This window comes from Staphylococcus sp. 231237_7MaSpsaltlick, assembly GCF_043107035.1.
In genome coordinates this window covers 1-22,925 of record NZ_JBICNX010000024.1, presented here as the reverse complement: position 1 = coordinate 22,925, position 22,925 = coordinate 1, and the positions used below count along the sequence as shown (strand labels likewise).

At 31.9% G+C, this 22,925-nt stretch carries 25 protein-coding genes and 1 riboswitch; of the genes, 22 read left to right on the top strand and 3 right to left on the bottom strand.

Annotation, left to right across the window (positions count from 1 at the left end):
- The first annotated feature begins 5 nt into the window (after positions 1-5).
- The 7 genes from comGC to gcvPB all read left to right on the top strand — a co-directional run bounded on the left by comGC (position 6) and on the right by gcvPB (position 6,219).
- Positions 6-323 (top strand): competence type IV pilus major pilin ComGC, encoded by a 318-nt coding sequence (gene comGC, locus ACF91D_RS25355; RefSeq protein WP_042738587.1) that lies wholly within the window; start codon positions 6-8, stop codon positions 321-323.
- Entirely contained in the window at positions 313-747 is a 435-nt protein-coding gene (gene comGD / locus ACF91D_RS25350; protein ID WP_392437914.1) for a competence type IV pilus minor pilin ComGD, read from the top strand. The genes comGC and comGD overlap by 11 nt, the downstream gene beginning before the upstream one ends.
- Before the next feature lie 257 nt (positions 748-1,004).
- Complete coding sequence (locus ACF91D_RS25345; RefSeq protein WP_182475602.1) at positions 1,005-1,445, top strand: competence type IV pilus minor pilin ComGF; 441 nt, start codon at positions 1,005-1,007, stop codon at positions 1,443-1,445.
- A gap of 206 nt (positions 1,446-1,651) precedes the next feature.
- Positions 1,652-2,125, top strand: a complete 474-nt coding sequence (locus ACF91D_RS25340) for a shikimate kinase (RefSeq protein ID WP_107512984.1) — start codon at positions 1,652-1,654, stop codon at positions 2,123-2,125.
- Positions 2,122-2,219: riboswitch (glycine riboswitch) on the top strand. (Overlaps the previous gene by 4 nt.)
- A gap of 75 nt (positions 2,220-2,294) precedes the next feature.
- On the top strand, positions 2,295-3,386 hold the full coding sequence (gcvT, locus tag ACF91D_RS25335) for a glycine cleavage system aminomethyltransferase GcvT (protein WP_107527752.1): 1,092 nt from the start codon (positions 2,295-2,297) through the stop codon (positions 3,384-3,386).
- Positions 3,387-3,401: 15 nt separating this feature from the next.
- A complete protein-coding gene (gene gcvPA / locus ACF91D_RS25330) occupies positions 3,402-4,754 on the top strand; it encodes an aminomethyl-transferring glycine dehydrogenase subunit GcvPA (protein ID WP_042738592.1) in 1,353 nt (450 codons plus the stop codon).
- Entirely contained in the window at positions 4,741-6,219 is a 1,479-nt protein-coding gene (gene gcvPB / locus ACF91D_RS25325; protein ID WP_107527751.1) for an aminomethyl-transferring glycine dehydrogenase subunit GcvPB, read from the top strand. The genes gcvPA and gcvPB overlap by 14 nt, the downstream gene beginning before the upstream one ends.
- Positions 6,220-6,591: 372 nt before the next feature.
- Here gcvPB and ACF91D_RS25320 read toward each other — a convergent pair whose 3' ends face one another.
- Entirely contained in the window at positions 6,592-6,978 is a 387-nt protein-coding gene (locus tag ACF91D_RS25320) for a rhodanese-like domain-containing protein (RefSeq protein ID WP_042738594.1), read from the bottom strand.
- 168 nt (positions 6,979-7,146) lie between these two features.
- On the opposite strand from ACF91D_RS25320, the gene ACF91D_RS25315 reads away from it, so the two are divergent.
- Complete coding sequence (locus ACF91D_RS25315) at positions 7,147-7,977, top strand: lipoate--protein ligase family protein (RefSeq protein WP_042738595.1); 831 nt, start codon at positions 7,147-7,149, stop codon at positions 7,975-7,977.
- Between the two features lie 343 nt (positions 7,978-8,320).
- On the opposite strand, the gene ACF91D_RS25310 is transcribed toward ACF91D_RS25315, so the two are convergent.
- Both ACF91D_RS25310 and ACF91D_RS25305 read right to left on the bottom strand, forming a co-directional pair.
- On the bottom strand, positions 8,321-8,539 hold the full coding sequence (locus ACF91D_RS25310; RefSeq protein ID WP_119624404.1) for an SA1362 family protein: 219 nt from the start codon (positions 8,537-8,539) through the stop codon (positions 8,321-8,323).
- A 27-nt stretch (positions 8,540-8,566) separates the two neighbouring features.
- Positions 8,567-9,148 carry a hypothetical protein gene (locus tag ACF91D_RS25305; RefSeq protein WP_107512980.1) on the bottom strand — a complete coding sequence of 194 codons (582 nt, stop codon included), beginning with the start codon at positions 9,146-9,148 and terminating at the stop codon, positions 8,567-8,569.
- Between the two features lie 104 nt (positions 9,149-9,252).
- Here ACF91D_RS25305 and ACF91D_RS25300 point away from each other — a divergent pair, with 104 nt between their 5' ends.
- From ACF91D_RS25300 to ACF91D_RS25235, 14 genes are all read left to right on the top strand, one after another.
- Entirely contained in the window at positions 9,253-10,311 is a 1,059-nt protein-coding gene (locus ACF91D_RS25300) for a M24 family metallopeptidase (RefSeq protein ID WP_107527663.1), read from the top strand.
- A gap of 28 nt (positions 10,312-10,339) precedes the next feature.
- A complete protein-coding gene (gene efp / locus ACF91D_RS25295; RefSeq protein ID WP_042738599.1) occupies positions 10,340-10,897 on the top strand; it encodes an elongation factor P in 558 nt (185 codons plus the stop codon).
- 330 nt (positions 10,898-11,227) lie between these two features.
- Complete coding sequence (accB, locus tag ACF91D_RS25290) at positions 11,228-11,701, top strand: acetyl-CoA carboxylase biotin carboxyl carrier protein (RefSeq protein WP_042738600.1); 474 nt, start codon at positions 11,228-11,230, stop codon at positions 11,699-11,701.
- Positions 11,701-13,059: an acetyl-CoA carboxylase biotin carboxylase subunit gene (accC, locus tag ACF91D_RS25285; RefSeq protein ID WP_042738601.1), complete on the top strand. Its 1,359-nt coding sequence runs from the start codon at positions 11,701-11,703 to the stop codon at positions 13,057-13,059. Before accB ends, accC begins: the two co-directional genes overlap by 1 nt.
- A 16-nt stretch (positions 13,060-13,075) precedes the next feature.
- Positions 13,076-13,438 carry an Asp23/Gls24 family envelope stress response protein gene (locus ACF91D_RS25280; RefSeq protein WP_042738602.1) on the top strand — a complete coding sequence of 121 codons (363 nt, stop codon included), beginning with the start codon at positions 13,076-13,078 and terminating at the stop codon, positions 13,436-13,438.
- Positions 13,439-13,562: 124 nt separating this feature from the next.
- Entirely contained in the window at positions 13,563-13,949 is a 387-nt protein-coding gene (gene nusB, locus ACF91D_RS25275; protein WP_042738603.1) for a transcription antitermination factor NusB, read from the top strand.
- A 14-nt stretch (positions 13,950-13,963) separates the two neighbouring features.
- On the top strand, positions 13,964-15,301 hold the full coding sequence (xseA, locus tag ACF91D_RS25270; RefSeq protein ID WP_107513289.1) for an exodeoxyribonuclease VII large subunit: 1,338 nt from the start codon (positions 13,964-13,966) through the stop codon (positions 15,299-15,301).
- Positions 15,294-15,524, top strand: coding sequence for an exodeoxyribonuclease VII small subunit (locus tag ACF91D_RS25265; RefSeq protein WP_392437908.1), 231 nt, complete (start codon positions 15,294-15,296; stop codon positions 15,522-15,524). The genes xseA and ACF91D_RS25265 overlap by 8 nt, the downstream gene beginning before the upstream one ends.
- Positions 15,505-16,383, top strand: a complete 879-nt coding sequence (locus tag ACF91D_RS25260) for a polyprenyl synthetase family protein (protein WP_119624403.1) — start codon at positions 15,505-15,507, stop codon at positions 16,381-16,383. The genes ACF91D_RS25265 and ACF91D_RS25260 overlap by 20 nt, the downstream gene beginning before the upstream one ends.
- Positions 16,384-16,895: 512 nt before the next feature.
- Positions 16,896-17,348 (top strand): transcriptional regulator AhrC/ArgR, encoded by a 453-nt coding sequence (gene ahrC / locus ACF91D_RS25255; protein ID WP_042738607.1) that lies wholly within the window; start codon positions 16,896-16,898, stop codon positions 17,346-17,348.
- A 20-nt stretch (positions 17,349-17,368) separates the two neighbouring features.
- The gene (recN, locus tag ACF91D_RS25250; protein ID WP_107527618.1) at positions 17,369-19,051 is read left to right on the top strand and encodes a DNA repair protein RecN; all 1,683 of its coding nucleotides are present in this window, start codon (positions 17,369-17,371) and stop codon (positions 19,049-19,051) included.
- A gap of 60 nt (positions 19,052-19,111) precedes the next feature.
- Positions 19,112-20,008, top strand: a complete 897-nt coding sequence (locus ACF91D_RS25245) for a phosphate acyltransferase (protein WP_107527619.1) — start codon at positions 19,112-19,114, stop codon at positions 20,006-20,008.
- A 572-nt stretch (positions 20,009-20,580) separates the two neighbouring features.
- Positions 20,581-22,002, top strand: coding sequence for a dihydrolipoyl dehydrogenase (gene lpdA / locus ACF91D_RS25240; protein WP_107527620.1), 1,422 nt, complete (start codon positions 20,581-20,583; stop codon positions 22,000-22,002).
- Between the two features lie 16 nt (positions 22,003-22,018).
- A partial coding sequence (locus tag ACF91D_RS25235) for a thiamine pyrophosphate-dependent dehydrogenase E1 component subunit alpha (RefSeq protein ID WP_392437905.1) occupies positions 22,019-22,925 on the top strand: 907 nt, incomplete at its 3' end.

Here is a 22,925-nt window from a genome sequence, read left to right as displayed (position 1 = left end):
GACCAATGTATAAACAACCGAAATTTAACTATAAAGATGCTTTTACTTTAATTGAAATGCTTTTAGTTTTATTAATCATAAGTTTATTACTTATATTAATCATTCCAAATATATCAAAACAATCTAAATCCATACAGGAAACAGGATGCGAAGCGCAATTAAAAATGGTAGACAGTCAAATTGAAGCTTTCGCATTAAAATATAATAAAAATCCAGACTCTATTGACGATTTAATTCAAAAAGGATATTTAAAAGAAAATCAAAAATATTGTAAATCTGGCGCAACAATTACTATAAATAATGGTGAAGCTATTGCCAACTAGCAGAGCTTTCACATTGTTAGAAATGCTACTTGTACTAAGTATTATAACTACTTTAATTATGATTCAATTTAAATTTATACCAATGGAACGATTAGATAGCATTAATGACGAAAACAAAATAAAAAATTTTATTATGAACTTAAATTATATTAAATCCATAGCAATAAAAGATAATCAACCCATAACTCTTCTTATAACACCAAACTCAACAGATATTGTTATTTTAGAACAATATCATGAGACACGAAAACTTCAATTACCTCAAAATGGCTATATATATTATAGAACCAACCTCAAAACAATTACTTTTGAAAAAAACGGAAACACCAATAAGTTTGGAAGTATATTTATCAATTTAAATGAAACGGTTTATAGAATAATATTTCATTTAGAAAAGGGTAGAATTCGTTATGAAAAAGTATAATCTTCATTCATCACTCTTAATTGATGCACTTCTTTCATTATCAATAATCACTAGCTTATGTTTGTTTTATTTCCCGATGTTAAATCATATGCTACATCAACTAAATCACCAACAAAATCGAATCGAAATGAAGCGCATCCTTATGTCAACTTTAGTAAAGAATCCCAAAACTAATGGAAACAGTACATTTAATATTTATCGATATCAAATCACAGGACTAAATGGTAAATATTGCATTATTGACAAGGAGAGTCATGATGAAATCTGTATATCTCAAAAAAATAAATAGTTTTACATATCTTGAGTTACTCTTTGTATTACTTGTTATTAGTATCATATGTGCACTGATACCTATTTTAATTAAATCCGTTTCAACATTTAATAAAATTGCTGATTTTGATGATGCGGAATTAATTTATCTAGCGAAGGATCTTACAGATGATCAAGTCGTACATAATGCAAAATATGTTTCAATAAATGATATAGGAAATACTTTGACTTTAAAGCAAGGAAATCAGATTATTACGTATCGTTTTAGAAATAACAAATTAATTAAGACCGTTAACCATTCAGGTAATATAACGATGATAAACAATATTCGCAGTGTATATTTTCAAAAAGTTAACAACGATTTTATCAAGTTAAAACTTAAACTTTATATTAAGGGGGAATTGATTGAAAGACAAATTTATTTTTAGATTAAATGGTTATTTGTATCCTTTTGTAATGTGGATTTTTGTGCTATATTTAACTCTAATTAGCGCGTATTCAGCGCGGTTTATCATTCAGCTGAAAATGTTAAATAATATAGAAAGCTATTATGATAGACAATTAAATAGTTTTGACAAAAAGGGCGATACAATTGAAAACAAATAAAAAAGCACCACTTATCTTTATTGGCTTTATGGGTACAGGTAAAACTACATTAGGGGAGTATATCGCTTCAAACGATGGCTTGAATTATATTGACTTAGATGAGTATATTGTAAGCCAAGAGCAACGTTCTATCCCAGAAATTTTTGATAAAATAGGAGAAACGGGTTTTAGGAATTTGGAGTTTCTTTATTTACAACAATGTATAGAACAATATGATGTAATTTCAACTGGTGGCGGTATAGTCGAAGGACCTGATGCATTTAATTTATTGAAATCAAGACATAATGTAATTTGGCTAGATTGCGACTTAAATATTGTTTATGAAAGAATCAAAAATGATAGTAATCGGCCTAATGCAAATAATAAAAGTTTTTTTGAATTAAAAAGCTTGTATTCCTCAAGGGTTTCAAGATATAATGAAATCGCATTCACCAAATTGAATAGTAATCAGCCACTTCCAGAGTTATATCATATAATTCAAGAAATGGTTTTATGCGAATGATCAGTATTAGAGAGAATGAATTGTGAAAAATACAATTCATCGCCGAAGGTGCAAGTTTAACGAAACTCTCAGGCAAAAGGATAATATTGTGACGCATTCCTGGAGTGTTTTAACAGGGTAGACTTAATGTCTATCCTGTTTTTTTAATATAAAATTAGGGGGTTTCTTCATGTCAAACGAATTAAAGCAGACACCGTTATATCAGACTTTTGTAGATAGTGGTGCAAAAATTGTAGAATTTGGCGGATGGGCTATGCCTGTACAATTCTCAAGTATCAAAGAAGAACATAATGCAGTAAGGCATTCAGTAGGTTTATTTGATGTAAGTCACATGGGAGAAATTTTAATAAAAGGTTCCGATTCAAAGCAATTTGTACAATACCTACTTTCTAATGATATGGATACGTTAACTTCATCTAAAGCTTTGTACACAGCGTTGTGCAATGAAAATGGTGGAATTATTGATGATCTTATTATTTATCAACTTGCAGATCAAACTTATTTATTAGTCGTAAATGCAGGTAATACTGATAAAGATTTTGACTGGATTAATGCTCAAGCAACAGAATTTGATGTTGCTGTAGAAAATGTTTCAAGTGAGTATAGTCAGTTGGCTGTTCAAGGGCCTAAAGCACGTGAAATAGTTCAAGCAAACACAAATGTTGACATTTCTGAGATGAAGCCATTTGAATTTAAACAAAATGTAGAATTTTTCGAAAAATCAGTCATTCTTTCTCAATCAGGATATACAGGTGAAGATGGTTTCGAAATATATTGTAAAGCAGAAGATGCCAAATATTTATGGGATAAACTTATCGGTTTAGATGTTGTTCCATGTGGTTTAGGCGCTCGTGATACATTAAGACTGGAAGCTGGATTACCGTTACATGGACAGGATTTAAGTGAGACCATTACACCTTATGAAGCTGGAATCGCATTTGCTGCAAAACCGTTAATAGAGGCTGACTTTATTGGTAAATCAGTATTGAAAGATCAAAAAGAAAATGGTTCTGAACGACGTGCAATTGGTTTGGAAATGATTGATAAAGGAATTCCAAGAACAGGTTATGTCATTTTTGATTTAGACGATAATGAAATTGGGGAAGTCACTTCTGGAACGCAATCACCTTCATCAGGTAAGTCTATAGGCTTAGGCTTAATTAAAAGAGAGCAATTTGAAATGGGTAAAGAAATACAAATTCAAGTACGAAAACGCAAAGTGAAAGCTAAAATTGTGAAAAAGAATCATATAACAAAATAATAAAGAGGTGCTAACGTGAGTCATCGATATATTCCTTTAACTGAACAAGACAAAAATGAAATGCTAAAAACGATTGGAGCAAGCTCAATTAAAGAATTATTTGGAGATGTTCCAGAAGATATTTTATTAAATAGAGAATTAGATATTGCTGACGGTGAAGATGAAACGATACTGTCAAAGCGTTTGAATCGAATTGCTAAGAAAAATATCACCAAAGAAACACATACATCATTCCTTGGCGCAGGTGTATACGATCATTATGCACCATCTGTAGTTGATGCGATGATATCAAGATCAGAATTTTATACTGCGTATACGCCTTATCAACCAGAAATTTCTCAAGGTGAATTACAAGCTATTTTTGAATTTCAAACACTTATCTGTGAATTGACAGATATGGATATTGCTAATTCATCTATGTATGATGGAATAACAAGTTTTGCTGAAGCATGCATTCTTGCTTTCAACCAAACAAAAAAGAATAAAATTGTTGTATCTAAAGGGATGCATTATCAAGCGTTACAAGTGTTAAAAACTTATGTAAAAACGCGTGAATCATTCGAAATAATAGAAGTTGATTTAGATGGTACGATTACCGACTTAACTAAATTAGAACAAGCAATTGATGATGATACAGCTGCCGTTGCAGTACAATATCCTAATTTTTATGGTTCAATCGAGGATTTAGAGCAAATTAAATCATTTATTAGTGATAAAAAAGCTTTATTTATAGTATATGCGAATCCATTAGCATTAGGATTACTGACACCTCCAGGTACATTCGGTGCCGATATCGTAGTAGGTGATACACAGCCATTCGGAATCCCTGCACAATTTGGTGGACCTCATTGTGGTTTCTTTGCTACAACTAAAAAGTTAATGCGTAAAGTTCCTGGAAGATTAGTAGGTCAAACCGAAGATGCCAATGGTAATCGCGGTTTTGTGTTAACGTTACAAGCACGAGAGCAACATATTCGACGTGATAAAGCGACTTCAAATATTTGTTCAAACCAAGCGCTTAATGCGTTAGCATCATCTATAAGCATGTCAGCATTAGGAAAGCAAGGTATATATGATATAGCAGTGCAAAATTTTGAAAATGCCAACTATGCCAAAGAACAATTTAAACAAGCTGGTTTTGAAGTCTCTGAAGACACTTCATTTAATGAATTTACTGTGACGTTTGATAAACCAGTTAAAGATATTAATGATGCATTAGTTCAAGAAGGTATTATTGGTGGGTTTGATATGAGCGAAGTATCAAAAACATTAAGCAATGTAATGTTAGTTGCAGTTACAGAGCTTAGAACTAAAGCAGAAATCGATTTATTTGTTGAGAAAGCAGGTGAGATAAATGGTAGTAAGTAAATCTAGTCCATTAATTTTTGAACGTTCTAAAAAGGGACGTTATGCGTATTCATTACCTAAAAAAGAAATAAATACGGATGCAGTCAATCAATTATTAGATGATAAATTCATTCGTAAGAATAAAGCCGAATTACCTGAAGTTTCTGAGCTTGATTTGGTAAGACATTATACAGAGCTTTCTAATAAAAACTTTGGTGTAGATTCAGGTTTCTATCCACTAGGATCATGTACAATGAAATATAATCCTAAAATTAATGAAAAGATTGCTAGAATTCCTGGTTTCGCTGAATCTCATCCATTACAAGATGAGTCACAAATTCAAGGTTCTTTGGAAATAATTCATAGTTTACAAGAAGAGCTTAAAGAAATTACTGGAATGGATGAAGTTACTTTACAACCTGCTGCAGGCGCACATGGCGAGTGGACAGCATTGATGATATTTAAAGCATATCATCAAAAAAATGGAGAATCTCATCGTGATGAAGTAATTGTTCCTGATTCTGCACATGGTACAAATCCTGCATCTGCTGCATTCGCAGGTTTTAAATCGGTAACGGTTAAATCAAATGAACGTGGCGAAGTTGATATTGAGGACTTGAAGCGAGTTGTAAATGAAAATACTGCAGCGATTATGCTGACTAACCCTAACACGTTAGGTATATTTGAAAAAAATATTATGGAAATTAGAAATATTGTACACGAAGCAGGCGGCTTATTATATTATGATGGTGCAAATTTAAATGCCATAATGGATAAAGTACGCCCAGGTGATATGGGCTTTGATGCAGTACACTTAAATTTACACAAAACCTTTACTGGTCCACACGGTGGTGGCGGTCCAGGATCTGGCCCTGTTGGTGTAAAAAAAGAATTGGCAAACTTTTTACCAAAGCCTATGGTGGTTAAGGAAAATGGCGTATATAAATATGATAATGATATTGAACATTCAATTGGTAGAGTAAAACCATTTTACGGAAACTTTGGTATTTATTTACGTGCTTATACGTATATTCGATCTATGGGTAATAAAGGCTTAGAAGAGGTATCAGAAGCAGCAGTATTAAATGCCAACTATATTAAAGCTAGATTAAAAGAGCATTTTGAAATTCCATATCCACAATATTGTAAACATGAATTTGTGTTAAGTGGTTCAAAACAAAAAGAATTTGGTGTACGTACCTTAGATATGGCTAAAAGACTGTTAGACTTTGGTGTGCATCCTCCTACTATTTATTTCCCACTTAACGTAGATGAAGGTATGATGATTGAACCTACTGAAACAGAATCTAAAGAAACGTTAGATTATTTCTGTGATACGATGATTAAAATTGCTACAGAAGCAAAAGAAGATCCAGACAAAGTATTAGAAGCACCACATACAACAATTATAGATCGATTAGATGAAACAAAGGCAGCACGACAACCAATTTTAAAGTTCGAAGGATTACGAGCTGAGAAAGAATAAATACAGCCTAATTAAATATTAAGTCAAAGATTTATTATTAAATATGAGGACTAATTCATCACAGTGACTTGTTCTCATCAAGTATACATTTAGCCGATGTCAACTTGATGGTACATAGTTTAGCTGATGGATTAGTCTTTTTTGGTTGTCCTGTGTAAAATTAGATAAATTATGTTTTTTAGTTAATCTTATATTTTTATAGCGCGCCGTCTATTTGCAATGTCTGGCAACACAAGTATATAAACATATGGGTAAAATAAAAGTTTTGAAAAATTTTACAGTGATAAAAATGTATAAATAAAAAACTGTCGACAAAATCAATGATTTCGTCGACAGTTTATAAAGCAACACTGTTATTTGTTAGCTATTTGATTATTTCTTAGATTTGATTTTTCCAGTCCATTTTTTGTAACCGCCTTTTAGCATGTAAATGTCTTTATAACCATTTTTCTTTAATGTTCTAGCGGCACGGTAACTCGAAATACCATTTGCATCACAAAGATAAATTGGTTGATCTACTCTTAAACCTTGATATCTCTGTTTAAACATAGTAATTGGTATGTTTCTCGCTCCGTTGATATGGCCATAATCATAATCTACTTTTTCCCTTACATCAATAACTTGAGCTTTGCGTAAACCTTTATGGAATTCATTTTGGTTTAATTCTGTGACTGCTCTTTTATTAAGAAGATAATTAATTAGCATATATGCTATTATAATAATTAAAACTGCTAACGCTATAAACCAAAAACTACTCATCTTGCATCCTCCCTAATTAACCGATATTATATATTATAAGACTGTTAGCACAATTTATCAAAATATTTTTACTAAGTTTTAGAAGGTGTTGCAAACATACTTATAAAATCATTGAAAACGATACCATACATGTATAATAATAACAATTTTTGATAGGAGTTTTTTAGAGTGACTGAAACATGGAATTTTATCAATACGGGAAGTAATGATCCATTTTATAATATGGCTTTAGATGAGGCGTTACTTAATTTTGTTTCAAGAGGAGAAATTGATCCAGTAATTCGTTTTTATACTTGGAATCCTGCAACGTTATCGGTGGGTTATTTTCAACGATTAACTAAAGAAATAGACATAGACAAAGTAAAAGAAAAAGGTTACGGCATGGTTCGCCGTCAAACTGGTGGTAGAGGTGTATTACATGATAAAGAGTTAACTTATAGTGTAATAGTTCCTGAATCGCATCCTGAAATGCCTTCAACAATAACTGAAGCTTACCGAGTTATTTCTGAAGGTTTATTACAAGGGTATAAAGAATTAGGTTTAGATGCTTATTTTGCTATCCCTCGTTCAAAAGAAGAGCGAGATAAATTAAAGCAACCTAGAAGTGCAGTTTGCTTTGATGCACCGAGTTGGTATGAACTTGTAGTAGAAGGGCGGAAAATTGCTGGAAGCGCACAAGTTAGACAAAAAGGGGTTATCCTCCAACACGGTTCATTGCTTCAAGATGTTGATGTGGATGACTTGTTTGATATGTTTATATTTAAAAACGAACGTTTAAAAGAAAAAATGAAGAAAGCTTTTCTAGATAAAGCTGTTGCTCTAAATGATATTTCTGATAAGAAAATCACTATCGCAGAAATGGAAGTAGCCTTTGAAAAAGGATTTAAAAAAGGTTTAAATGTTGATTTCAAACCTTTAACACTAACTGAAGCTCAACAAGCAGAAGTGAATGAATTAATAGAAAAATATAAATCAGACGATTGGAATTATCGAAAATAATAAAAGTAGTTAATACAAACTGCTTATGAAAATAGGGCTAATCTACTTTTGTAGATTAGCCCTATTTCTATTTGTAGAATTTAATTCGTTTAGAACAACAATTAATGATTATCCTATTTCGCAATAAGTATTGTCTATTGTTATATTCAATATAGTTATGTTTCGTATACATACAAATAAATCGTTTACTTAGAATTTGCCATTGTTATAAAAATAAGGTGCCTCGTATAAAATAATTGTAACATCACCTTACACGGGGCACCTTTTAATTGATGTTACATGATATTATCAAATAAACCTTCAATTTTAATATACTATATTTCTAATTTAGGAATTAACTCGATTATTTCTTTCTATTATGCTTTTTATATTTTCTTTGCGCTCGTTTATATTTCCTTTGATCCTCTGTTAAGAAAAAGAAATAATAGATAAGATATGCTATTCCAGCAAAAATTGCAATGCTAACCAACATTTTAACAAAGCTAAATATAAATGCGTCTAAATTTAGTACTAAACCAATGATTGCAATTGCAATTACTATATAAAATAATGCTTGTTTCAAATTGAACACTCCCAATAAATTCACTGCTTAACTACTTGTAATAGAAACAGAAGAAAGTAAATTTTGGCCTTTTGCAATTTTCTTCTTGTCTTTAGTAGTATAACCTTCTCTAATTTCTGTCATTGCCTTACTTAAATCTTTATTTAAACGTTTAATATCTTTGTCTTTTGATTTATCTGAATCGCTCATGCTTTCCTTATCAATCTGTGTCGTATAATCACTATACGCACTATCAATTTGGTTATTTATATCCGTTAATTTAGATTCAATGTCCTTATTGCCTTTATTCTTTGTAACATCATCGTCAATTTGATTGTAATCATCGATACGTTTGGCAACATTTTTATAATATGTAGATGAGGCCTTTAAATTTGTTGCTTTTTTCTTATTTTCTTTAGCTTGTTTCATATTTTTCTTGTCTTTATTTAATGAAGCAATTTTTTGATTTTCTTTACTTATATTTTGCTTTAGCTCTTGAATATTGCTCTTCAATTTATGGTTATCATCTCTTAGTTTGGTTGTTTTTTCTTCTAACGGTCCTAAGTTTTGACTGCCACAACCAGCCAATAAACATGTTGCACTTATGATTGCCACAATTTTTTTCTTCATTCGTCTACTCCTAATTTAAAAACTATAAATTTGTATATTAATTATGCTATCATTTTAATGTATATAACGAAAATGTACAAATCAATTGATGAGGGGGATTTTAAATGTCAAGATTAACAAAACTTAATCAGTCACTTAAAGAAAAGCATTTAGAAGCCGTAGTGATACTATCAGATTACAATAGACGCTATTTATCAGGCTTTACAGGGACAAGTGGTGCATTAATCATAACTGAATCCAAACAATTACTAATAACAGATTTTAGATATATTGAACAAGCTACTTCACAAGCACCTGATTTCACAATCATTAAGCAACAAGGTGCATTAATTGACGAAGTGAAGCAACAATTAGAACAATTAAATGTTCAAAACGTTGGATTCGAAGGGAATTTAGTAAGTTATGATACATATTTACAACTAAGTAAATCATATATCAGCTTAATAAGTATTTCAGGATTAGTTGAGCAAATTCGTGAAGTTAAAGACGAATCAGAAATTGCTATTATTCAAAAAGCTGCTGAAATAGTAGACCAGACATATGAATATGTTCTGGGAATAGCAAAAGCAGGTATGACAGAGCAAGAACTTAAAGCTAAGTTAGAAAGTAAAATGTTATCATTGGGAGCAGAAGGTCCTTCCTTCGATACAATCGTAGCTTCTGGTTATAGAGGCGCATTACCTCATGGTGTAGCAAGTGAAAAAGTCATTGAACAAGGAGATTTAATCACTTTAGATTTTGGTGCATATTATCAAGGGTATGCTTCTGATATTACTCGTACATTTGCGATTGGTGAACCTGATCCAAAATTAAAGGAAATATATCAAATCGTGCTAGACGCTAACTTAAAAGCAGTAGCAGCAGCGAAACCTGGAATGAGTGGTAAAGCACTTGATGCGATTGCACGTGACTATATTACTGAACACGGTTATGGTGATGCCTTTGGTCATTCATTAGGTCATGGTATTGGTTTAGATGTTCATGAAGGCCCTAATTTATCAAGAAAATCTGAAAATGAATTAGTACCTAATAACTGTGTTACAATAGAGCCAGGTATTTATATCGATGGATTAGGTGGCGTACGTATTGAAGATGACATTTTAATTACAGAAAATGGCTGTGAATACTTTACTAAATCCACAAAAAACCTTATTATTTTATAGAAGACCTTATAATTTAGGAGGAAACTGAATGATTTCGGTGAATGATTTTAAAACAGGCTTAACAATTTCAGTAGATAATGGTATTTGGAAAGTTATTGACTTCCAACATGTAAAACCAGGAAAAGGATCAGCATTCGTACGTTCTAAATTAAGAAATTTAAGAACTGGCGCAATTCAAGAGAAAACATTCAGAGCTGGTGAAAAAGTTGAACAAGCTATGATTGAAAACCGCCGCATGCAATACTTGTATGCTGATGGAGATTCACATGTATTTATGGATAACCAAACATTTGATCAAACTGAATTATCAGCAGATTACTTAGAATATGAATTAAAATTCTTAAAAGCTAACATGGAAGTTCAAATTCAAAGTTATGAAGGCGAAACAATTGGTGTTGAATTACCAAAAACTGTTGAGCTGTTAGTAACAGAAACTGAACCAGGTATTAAAGGTGATACTGCAACAGGTGCTACTAAATCTGCTACTGTTGAAACAGGTTATACTTTAAACGTTCCTTTATTCGTTAATGAAGGAGATACACTTGTGATTAATACAGGTGATGGTAGTTATATCTCAAGAGCGTAATACGCCTTGCTAAATAGTTACACATTTGATTTCATAACGAATGTATTCAAACCTTTCCAATACATAATGTTTTGGAAAGGTTTTTGATGTTTAGATTAAATTAAAATCATCACTTCTATTCTTTTAAATTAGCTAGGCTATAATTTTATTTTTTAACCATCATACATAATTAACGTTAACGCTTACTTAATATAAACCCATAATGTTATAAATAGTGCGCTATGAATAATATTCTGTTTATTATAGAAAGTATGTATATGCTTGAATTGAAGAAATCACTAAAGTAAAATAAAATAGGTAAATGATAACAATCTAAAGGAGTCAGTATTTATGAATTTTAAAGAAATAAAAGAATTGATTGAAATACTTGATCAATCAAGTTTGACTGAAATTAATATCGAAGACAAAGGTAATGTCGTAAATTTAAAAAAAGAAAAAGAAACTGAAATTATAACTCCTCAAATAGGTCAACAACCTGTACAACAAGTGGCACCTCAACAAAGTGTGGCTGCTGCACCGACAGCAAATACTAATACTGAAGATGCAAGTGCAACATCATCAGATGACAATTTAAAAACAATTAATGCACCAATGGTTGGTACATTCTATAAATCTCCTTCACCAGAAGAAAGTGCATATGTCCAAGTGGGTGATTCAGTTTCAAATGAAACTACTGTATGCATATTAGAAGCTATGAAATTATTCAATGAAATTCAAGCGGAAGTTTCTGGAGAAATTGCTGAAATACTAGTCGAAGACGGTCAAATGGTAGAGTATGGCCAACCGTTATTTAAGGTGAAATAATGAATAAGATTTTAATAGCAAATAGAGGAGAAATTGCAGTAAGAATCATTCGTGCTTGTCATGACTTAGGATTACAAACTGTGGCTATTTATTCTGAAGGAGATAAAGACGCATTACATACTCAAATTGCTGATGAAGCATATTGCGTTGGGCCAACACAATCTAAAGATTCTTATTTAAATATTCCTAACATACTATCAATTGCAACATCTACAGGTTGTGATGCAATACATCCTGGTTATGGCTTTTTAGCTGAAAATGGTGACTTTGCTGAATTATGTGAAGCTTGTCAATTGAAATTTATTGGACCAAGCTATGAGTCTATTCAAAAAATGGGTATAAAAGACGTGGCGAAAGAAGAAATGAAACGTGCTGATGTACCGGTTGTTCCTGGTAGTGAAGGTTTAGTAGAAAATATTAAAGACGCTAAATCAATTGCAAACAAAATTGGATATCCTGTAATCATTAAAGCGACTGCCGGTGGTGGCGGTAAAGGCATTCGAGTTGCTCGTGATGAAAAAGAGTTAGAAACTGGCTTCAAAATGACTCAACAAGAGGCAGAGACTGCATTTGGTAACGGCGGACTATATTTAGAAAAATTCATTGAAAACTTTAGACATATTGAGATTCAAGTCGTAGGTGATAGCTTTGGTAATGTCGTTCATCTTGGTGAAAGAGACTGTACAATCCAACGTAGAATGCAAAAATTAGTAGAAGAAGCACCATCTCCAATCTTATCCGATGAACAGAGAAAAGAAATGGGTAACGCAGCTGTAAGAGCTGCTAAGGCAGTTAAATATGAAAATGCCGGTACAATAGAATTTATCTATGATTTAAATACAAATGATTTCTATTTTATGGAAATGAACACACGTATTCAAGTTGAACACCCTGTTACTGAGATGGTTACAGGTGTAGATTTAGTTAAACTCCAACTTAAAATAGCGATGGGCGAACCATTACCGTTTAAACAAAAAGATATTAAGATTAATGGGCACGCTATAGAATTTAGAATCAATGCAGAAAACCCTTATAAAAACTTTATGCCATCACCAGGGAAAATCACTCAATATTTAGCACCAGGTGGATTCGGAGTAAGAATTGAATCTGCATGTTATACTAATTATACAATTCCTCCATATTATGATTCGATGGTCGCTAAGCTTATTGTGCACGAACCCACTAGAGATGAAGCAATTATGGCAGGTTTACGTTCATTAGGAGAATTCCTAGTATTAGGGATAGATACAACAATTCCATTCCATATACGCCTATTAAATAATGATATCTTTAGAAGTGGAGAATTTAATACTAAGTTTTTAGAAACTTATAATATTATGGATGAAGAAATTGAATAATTAGGAGGTATGTGACATGGTAAAGGTAACAGAAACATCACATTCCAACTTGGGTAGAATAGAAATTGCGCCAGAAGTATTAACTGTTATAGCAAGTATCGCTACATCCGAAGTGAAAGGGATTCGTGGACACTTTAAAGAATTGAAACAAACTAATATTGAACAAGTGAGTAAAAAGCAACTGCATAAAGGGATAAAAGTAGATGCTAGAGAAGACGGTATATTTATTGATGTATACTGTGCCTTAAGTTATGGCGTGAATATTTCAGAAACCGCTCGCCATATCCAACAAGCGATCTTCAACTCATTAACAACGATGACAACGATTGAACCAAGTCAAATCAATGTTCATATTACAAATATCGAACCCGAAAATTAAAATTTAATAAAACAAGAGCACAGTTAATCTCAATAGTTAAATTAGCGGAATGTATGATGTTCAAATTAGTATACATACTTTCTGCTAATTTATATTAAGAAAATGATGCTTGAAGGAGTTTAAAATGAGTCGAAAAGAATCAAGAACACAAGCCTTTCAAACTCTATTTCAACTTGAAATGATGAATACTGATTTATCTATTGATGAGGCAATCAGTTTTATCAAAGATGATAATCCCGATTTAGAATTTGAATTTATAAATTGGTTAGTTTCAGGTGTGAAAGATCACGAAAGTGTATTGGACCAACAGATACAACCGCATTTAAAAGATTGGAAATTAGAAAGATTACTTAAAACAGACAGAATTATTTTAAGAATGGCTACATTTGAACTATCTAACAGTTCAACACCAAAGAAAGTTATCATCAATGAAGCGGTCGAACTAGCGAAACAATTTAGTGATGATGAACATTATAAATTTATTAATGGTGTATTGAGCAATATTGAATAAAATGAGTGATATAAATGGCTGAATATTTAAGTATTACTGCGTTGACTAAGTATATCAAGTATAAATTTGATCAAGATCCTCACCTACAATCTGTGTTAATTAAAGGAGAGTTATCAAACTTTAAAAAACATAGTAGTGGGCACCTTTACTTTAATGTTAAAGATAACAATAGTTTAATTAATGCAATGATGTTTAAAGGGAATGCATCAAAGCTCGATTTTGAACCGAAAGAGGGCGACGAAGTATTAATAGAAGCTAGGGTTTCCGTTTTTGAAAAGCGAGGAAATTATCAAATTTATGTCAATAAAATGCAATTAGATGGTGTAGGTAACCTATATCAAAAATTAGAACAATTAAAGAAAAAACTTACTAAAGAAGGCTTTTTTAATCAAGAATATAAAAAGCCCATTCCAAAATATCCTAAGAAAATCGCAGTTCTGACTGCTGGTACAGGCGCTGCAATCAGAGATATTCACAGTACGATCAATAGTCGCTACCCGTTAGTTGAACAGATACAATTAAATACATTAGTTCAAGGTGCACAAGCAGAAAAGGACATCATAGATAAAATTCAACAAGCGGACCAATTGGGTGTGGATACGATTATCATTGGCCGTGGTGGAGGATCTATCGAAGACTTATGGAATTTTAATGAAGAAACGGTAGTTAAAGCAATTTTTGATTGTCAGACACCAATTATTTCAGCTGTTGGTCATGAAACTGATTTTACACTGAGTGATTTTGTAGCGGATGTTAGAGCTGCTACACCTACACAAGCGGCAGTGATTGCTACACCTGATCAATTTGAATTACGTCAGTACTTAACACAAACAAAGCTTTCACTCACACGATATATTAAACAACATATTCAACAACAGCAAAAATATTTGGATCATGTTTCATCTTATTATAAATTTAAAACACCAACATTATTGTATGATCAACAAATCCAAAAACGTGATGAGCTTGAAAGACAATTGAATTTAATTATTGATTTAAAACTAAAGCGTGAATCTCAATCACTACAGTTATTAGCTAATCGACTTAATTTAAAAAATTTCAAACAACATATTACAAGTGAGCAACAAAAGCTGAGTCAACAACATGATAAATTAAATAAACAAATTAATGCGCTACTTACGACATTCAAGAATGATTTAGGTAGAAAGTTAGAAAGCTTAAACAATTTAAGTCCGACAAATACGATGTTACGCGGTTATACAATTGTTAATAAAGATGATAGTGTTATCACAAGCACACAAGATTTATCTGCTGGTGATAATATTGAATTAACTATGAAAGATGGCGTAGTGGACGCACAAGTTAAGAAAGTTAGGTGTAAAGATGAGTAATGAAAATAATCAAAGTTTTGAAGATATGATGACTGAATTAGAAGGCATCGTACAAAAGCTTGATAATGAAAATGTTTCTTTGGAAGATTCTTTAAGTTTATATCAAAGAGGTATGACATTATCTGCTAAATGTGATGAAACATTGAAAGATGCTGAACAAAAAGTAAATGCTTTAATGTCTAACGAAAAGGATGTCGCTGAAAATGAATCCAAAGATGAATAATTTACAACTTGAAATCAATCAATTACTCTCAGAATCAATTCCAAATTCTACTCTTAACACTAACTTGGAAGAAAGTATGCTATATTCATTAAATGCTGGTGGCAAACGCATAAGACCGGTAGTGTTGTTATTAACTTTAGAAATGCTTAGTGGCGATTACGAGAAGGGTATATCATCAGCAATTGGTCTGGAAATGATTCATACATATTCTTTAATCCACGATGATCTTCCACCAATGGATAATGATGATTATCGTAGAGGAAAGCCTACAAATCATAAAGTATATGGTGAGTGGAAAGCAATATTATCTGGTGATGCGCTGTTAACCAAGGCTTTCGAGCTTATTTCAAATGATCAAACATTAACAGACTTATCAAAGATTAAATTAATTCAACGTCTTTCTAATGCTAGTGGTCATCTTGGAATGGTTGGTGGTCAAACTTTGGATATGCAAAGCGAAGGTACACCAGTTGATTTAGAAACCTTGGAACAGATTCATAATGCTAAAACGGGTGCATTACTTAAATTTGCAGTCATGGCAGCAGTCGATATCGCGAATCCAAGTTCGGATGTAGCTAATAATTTAGAACTTTATAGTGAACACTTAGGTTTAATGTTCCAAATTAAAGATGATTTGCTCGATATTTATGGTGATGAAACTAAATTAGGTAAAAAAGTAGGCAGTGATCTTGCTAACGATAAGAGTACATATGTATCATTGTTAGGTAAAGAGGGTGCCGAAGAAAAATTAGCGTATCATACGCAAGCTGCTTATGATTGTTTAGCAAATTTACCCGATAATTATGATACAACACAACTAGATGCCATAATAAAATTATTTAACGACAGAGAATCATAATTATAAGCAATCACTCAAATTTACAATTGAAACAGTCTCGCTTTGTGAATACATTAGATTTATTAGGACATACAAAAATATTATCTTCCGTTATTATTTTTGTATGTTATACCTGGAACAAATTTAAAAATGGTATTGTCTAAATACCAACAAGTCATTAACTATCAATTGAATTCGGTAAGAGCGGGAACATATATTTATAAAGTATAAACGTCAACTTCTATTTTCTCATAATTGAAGTTGACGTTTTCTTTATTTCATTGACGCATATATTCTGATTTTGCATAAATAACTTATAAACAATTTTATAATTATTCATTACGAAAGTTTATTTCATTCTATCCAATTACAATTAAATCAATCAAATTCATTTAATCACAATGATTATCTCGTTCGAATTTAGCGTGGTTATGGTGTTTAATTGGGTAAAATTACTAAATAACTTTAGTAGTCGTATTTCTATGCATGTGTTAAACTTGTTGTATAAATATTCGTTTACAGAGGTGTAAGTTATGGCTAAAAAATCAGTAAGACATATTAAAATACGTGAAATCATATCTAATGAAAAAATAGAAACTCAAGATGAATTAGTAAGACGCTTGAATGAATACGAACTCAACGTTACTCAAGCGACAGTATCTAGAGATATCAAAGAACTTCAACTTATTAAAGTCCCCACGCCAACAGGTCAATATGTTTATAGTTTGCCAAATGACAGAAAATACCACCCGTTAGAAAAGCTTGGCAGATATTTAATGGATTCATTTGTGAATATTGACGGAACAGGTAATTTATTAGTGTTAAAAACATTACCGGGTAACGCCCAATCAATTGGTGCCATATTAGATCAAATTGACTGGGATGAAGTGTTAGGTACAATTTGTGGTGACGATACATGTTTAATTATATGTAGAGATGAAGAAGCTGGTGAAACAATCAAGACACGTATCTTTAATTTACTATAATTTTAAGGAAGTGAGTAAACATGCTACAAACTTTATCAATAAAACAATTTGCAATTATTGATGAATTAGAGGTTCATTTTGGTGATGGGCTAACTGTTCTCAGTGGAGAAACAGGTTCAGGTAAATCAATTATAATTGATGCAATTGGACAACTTATTGGTATGCGTGCTTCTTCAGATTATGTAAGACATGGTGAAAAGAAAGCCATTATTGAAGGTATCTTTGACATAGACGATAGTAAAGAAGCATTGACTCTATTAAGTGAGTTGTCAATCGACAGTGATGAGGACTTTTTGTTAGTTAAAAGAGAAATATTTAGCTCAGGCAAAAGTATTTGTAGAATAAATAATCAAACAGTAACATTACAAGATTTGAGAAAAGTAATGCAAGAATTGCTTGATATCCATGGACAACATGAAACACAAGCATTATTGAAACAAAAATATCACTTACAACTTTTAGATAATTATGCTGAAGATACTTATGCGAAGTTGTTACAACAATATATTGATACGTTTGATAAATATCAAGCAAAGAAAAAGGAACTTGAAGAATTAGAAACAGCTGATCAAGCATTACTGCAAAGGTTAGATTTGTTAAAATTTCAGCTAGATGAAATTAAAGAGGCACATTTGAAAGACGGCGAAGTAGAACAACTTGAAACAGACATTAAGCGTATCCAAAACTCTGAAAATTTGAGTCTTGCTTTAAATAATGCTCATCTAACACTAACTGATGAACACGCAATAACTGATCGATTATATGAATTAAGTACACAATTAGAATCAATTGGGGAAATTTTACCGGATAAATATAATAAATTAAAGGATGAAGTAGATCAATTTTACTATACGCTTGAAGATGCTAAACACCAAATTTATGATGAATTAACAAACACAGAATTTGATGAACAATACTTAAACGAATTAGAATCTAGAATGAATTTATTAAACAGTTTAAAGCGCAAATACGGTAAAGATATTTCTGAATTAATCATTTATCAAGAGAAATTAGAATTAGAAATTAATAAAATAGAAAACTACGAAGAAAGCACTTCACAATTACGTGAACAGATTAATGAATTATATCAACGTGTATTGGATTTAGGAGGCCAATTATCTAAAGAAAGACGTAAAGTGGCTCAACAACTAAGAAACCATATCGTTGATGAAATTCAAAATTTACAAATGAAAGATGCTAACTTAGAAATTTCCTTTAAGCCATTAGATAAACCTAATCGTGAAGGTATTGAATTTGTTGAATTTTTAATTAGTCCTAATAAGGGAGAACCTCTTAAAAGTTTAAATAAAATTGCTTCGGGTGGAGAACTATCAAGAATCATGCTGGCACTTAAGACAATATTTGTTAAGAGTAGAGGTCAAACAGCAATATTATTTGATGAAGTTGATTCAGGGGTTTCTGGCCAAGCAGCTCAAAAAATGGCAGAAAAGATGAGAGATTTAGCTCAACATATTCAAGTTATTTGTATCTCTCATTTACCACAAGTTGCAACAATGAGTGACTATCACTTATTAATAAGTAAAGCTTCAAACGACGATAGGACGACTACTCAGGTCAAAGAACTAACCGGTGATGAAAGAGTAGATGAAGTTGCACGTATGATTTCAGGTGCTAGTGTTACAAAACTTACACGTCAAAATGCTAAGGAAATGATTGAACAAAATCATGCTACAAAGCAATAATTTATTATTGTTAAAAATTGTATTAAATCGTGCGATTAATAATAGAAGGGCGTTGATGTAATGCAATACAAACATTTAGTTGAGCCGAACCAAACATTGAACGGCAAGGTAGCAGTTTTATTTGCTAATGATGAAAAAATAATCTCTGTATTATTAACAGTGTTAGAACAAACAGATATAGAACTTTATTTATATGATATTGAAGATCCTACAGAGTTAATTCGGTCATACAACATTGATAGTACACTGATCAATAGAGTTCATATTTATCAATTCGATTCAGAACAAGCATTGTACAACACTTGTTCGAATGATTTGGCCCAAGGCAAAGTTACAGTGTTAATGAAAGGCAATATTGAAGATAGCAAGATGTTTTCATTTATCTTAAGCAATCGACAATTTATGGAAAACTATGGTTATTTAAATCATGTGGTATGTTTAGATTTGCCACATTACCATAAACATCTAATGATGAGCGATGTTTATTTTAATGTTGCGCCTACGGTTGAAGAGAAGAAGCAAATAATTAAGAACTTGCAAATTTTTGCACAGGCAATTGGTTATAAACAACTAAAACTTGCATTATTATCTTCTGTTAATAATCCGAATAAAAAAATTTTTTCTGCTACCGAAGCCGAAAAAATTAAACTTACCTTTGAACGCATTGGCAACAATGATTTATTAATTGACGGACCACTAACATTTGAAAATGCTACAGATATGGAAAGTGTTATAAAAAATAATCTTAAATCTGAAATTGCTGGTGATGTGGATGCTATTGTAGTCGCTAATAAGGATGTTGGAGATCCTTTATATAAAGCGCTCAAATTATTTGGTCAAGCACGAATTGCAAGTCTGATTATTGGTGCGAAGTTTCCAATTGTTTTTAGTGAAAGAGCCGCATCTAAACAAAGTAAAATAGATTCACTGATATTAGCATTAAAAATTAATTCTTAAACGAACTATTATCTCTTTGTAAATTTAATTAAAAGATATCAGAATAGGTTTTTAATTTTATAAACGGTTTATTTGATGTAAACTGTAATAGGAAGCAAATATAATGTTTGCTAAAATGGTCAATTATTGACCCGAAATTTTGTTATGTAACATGTTGACTATTCATGTTTTGGGACATTATATGGTAAAGTATTAAGTGGCCATAAAATAAGTATCTTATAGATGCAATTCAAAATGCGGTTTTTTATAATGTAAATTAGTAGCAGGTTATAAAAATCAGCGATTGGCATTAACCTTCTTAATATAAAGAAATAATTTTATGTACGTGATGAGAAATTATATATCGTTTATATGTTCTTTTTAAAATAACTTTCATACTTCAAAATTCATTTGAACTATGAAAGTTATATTAATTGGCACATCAAAATATATGACCACATAAACTCACACAGAAAGATAGAAAATTCGCTAAATATATTAGAGGTTTAATGTCGTATAATGATTCGCTAAATGGTATGTCATTATTTTAATGCACATATTAACGGCGACAACATATAGTTAGGAGTTAAAATATGTCAGAACAACAATATGATGTAGTTATACTAGGCGGAGGTACAGCGGGTTATGTATCTGCAATTAGAGCTTCACAATTAGGTAAGAAAGTTGCACTTGTTGAACAGGCACTTTTGGGTGGTACATGCTTACACAAGGGGTGTATACCTACTAAAGCATTATTAAAATCAGCCGAAGTGATGCACACTATTACGCATGCAAGTGAATATGGTGTTGATGTTGATGATTTTAAGTTGAATTTTTCACGCATTCAAGAGCGTAAAACTGAGGTAGTAAATCAAATGTTTAACGGTGTAAATCATTTGATGAAGTATAATAACATCGATGTATTTAATGGTATAGGACGTATCTTAGGCCCATCTATCTTTTCACCACAAAGTGGTACGATTTCAGTAGAATTTGAAGATGGAGAATCAGAGCTAATTCCTAATAAAAATGTATTAATCTGTACTGGGTCAACACCAGTCTCATTACCATTCCTACCTTTTGATCATGAAGTAGTACTTTCAAGTGACGATATATTAAAACTTGAACAATTACCTAATAAGTTAGCAATCATTGGTGGTGGTGTGATTGGAATGGAGTTTGCATCGATGATGACTGATTTCAATGTAGAAGTAACTGTAATTGAAGCAGGTGAGCGTATCCTTCCAACAGAATCCAAGCATATCGCTAAATCATTGAAAAAGGAACTAACAGCTAGAGGTGTTCAGTTCTTTGAAAATACACATTTAACAGAGAATAATGTGAAGGTCATGGATAATCATATAGATATTACTATTAATGACAAGACATATACATATGATAAGTTATTGGTATCTATAGGTCGAAAACCGAATACAGATGATATTGGATTAAATAATACTAAAATCAAGCTATCTGAAAGTAACCATATTTTAGTAAATGACTTCCAACAAACTGAAGATAGCCATATCTATGCGGCTGGTGATTGTATCGGCAAACTACAATTGGCACACGTTGGGTCCAAAGAAGGTATAACAGCTATTGATCATATGTTTGAACAACAACCACTTCCCGTTGATTATATGACTATGCCAAAATGCGTTTACACCCAACCAGAAATAGCAAGTATAGGCATGCATTTAGATGAAGCAAAAGCGCAAAATATTAAGGCCCGTACTTATAAAGTGCCATTTAAAGCAATTGGAAAAGCCGTAATTGAGGACACAAACAATCAAAATGGCTTTTGCGAAGTAGTAATCGATCAAGATAATGATACCGTAATAGGTTTAAATATGATTGGACCACATGTTACTGAATTAATAAATGAAGTATCATTGTTCCAGTTTATGAATGGATCAACATTAGAACTAGGTTTAACAACACATGCACATCCGTCACTTTCAGAAGTGTTAATGGAACTAGGCTTGAAGGTTGAAAACAGATCGATTCACGTTTAATTAAGGAGGAAATAGCATGTTTGACTATAAATCAGTAGGTTTAGATAAAACAGACCTACAAACGATGTACAAATGGATGGATTTAGGACGTAAAATAGATGAACGTATGTGGCTATTAAATCGTGCTGGTAAGATACCATTCGTTATTAGTTGCCAAGGACAAGAAGCAGCTCAAATAGGGATGGCATATGCCATGCAAGAAGGGGACATTTCTTCACCTTACTATAGGGATTTAGCATTAGTAACATATTTAGGAATGACACCTTTAGAGTCTATGTTAGCTGCTTTTGGTAAAAAGGATGATATCAGTTCTGGTGGTAAACAAATGCCTTCTCATTTTAGTAAAAGAGAAAAAGGTATTCTATCACAAAGTTCACCTGTTGGTACGCAGATTATCCATGCAGTTGGGGCGGCATTATCCCTAAAAATGGATGGCAAATCAAATATTGCAATGACAACTGTAGGCGAAGGTAGTTCTAACCAAGGTGATTTCCACGAAGGCTTAAACTTTGCTGGTGTTCACAAATTACCTTTTATTTGTGTTATTGAAAATAATAAATATGCTATTTCTGTACCAGATTCATTACAATATGGTGCCGAAAAATTATCAGATCGTGCAATTGGGTATGGTATGCATGGTGAAACAGTAGATGGCAATGATCCTATTGCAATGTATAAAGCAATGAAAGAAGCACGTGAACGTGGTTTAAACGGTGGTGGTTCAACATTGATTGAAGCCATGTGTACACGTCTAACAGCACATTCTTCTGATGATGATGATAAATACCGTTCAAAAGAGGAAAGAGATGAACTTAAATCTTTAGATTGTAATATCAAATTTAAGGAATTCTTACTCGAAGAAGGCATTATCGACAACAACTGGTTAGATGAAATCGAAAAAGAACATAAAGAAATTGTAAATA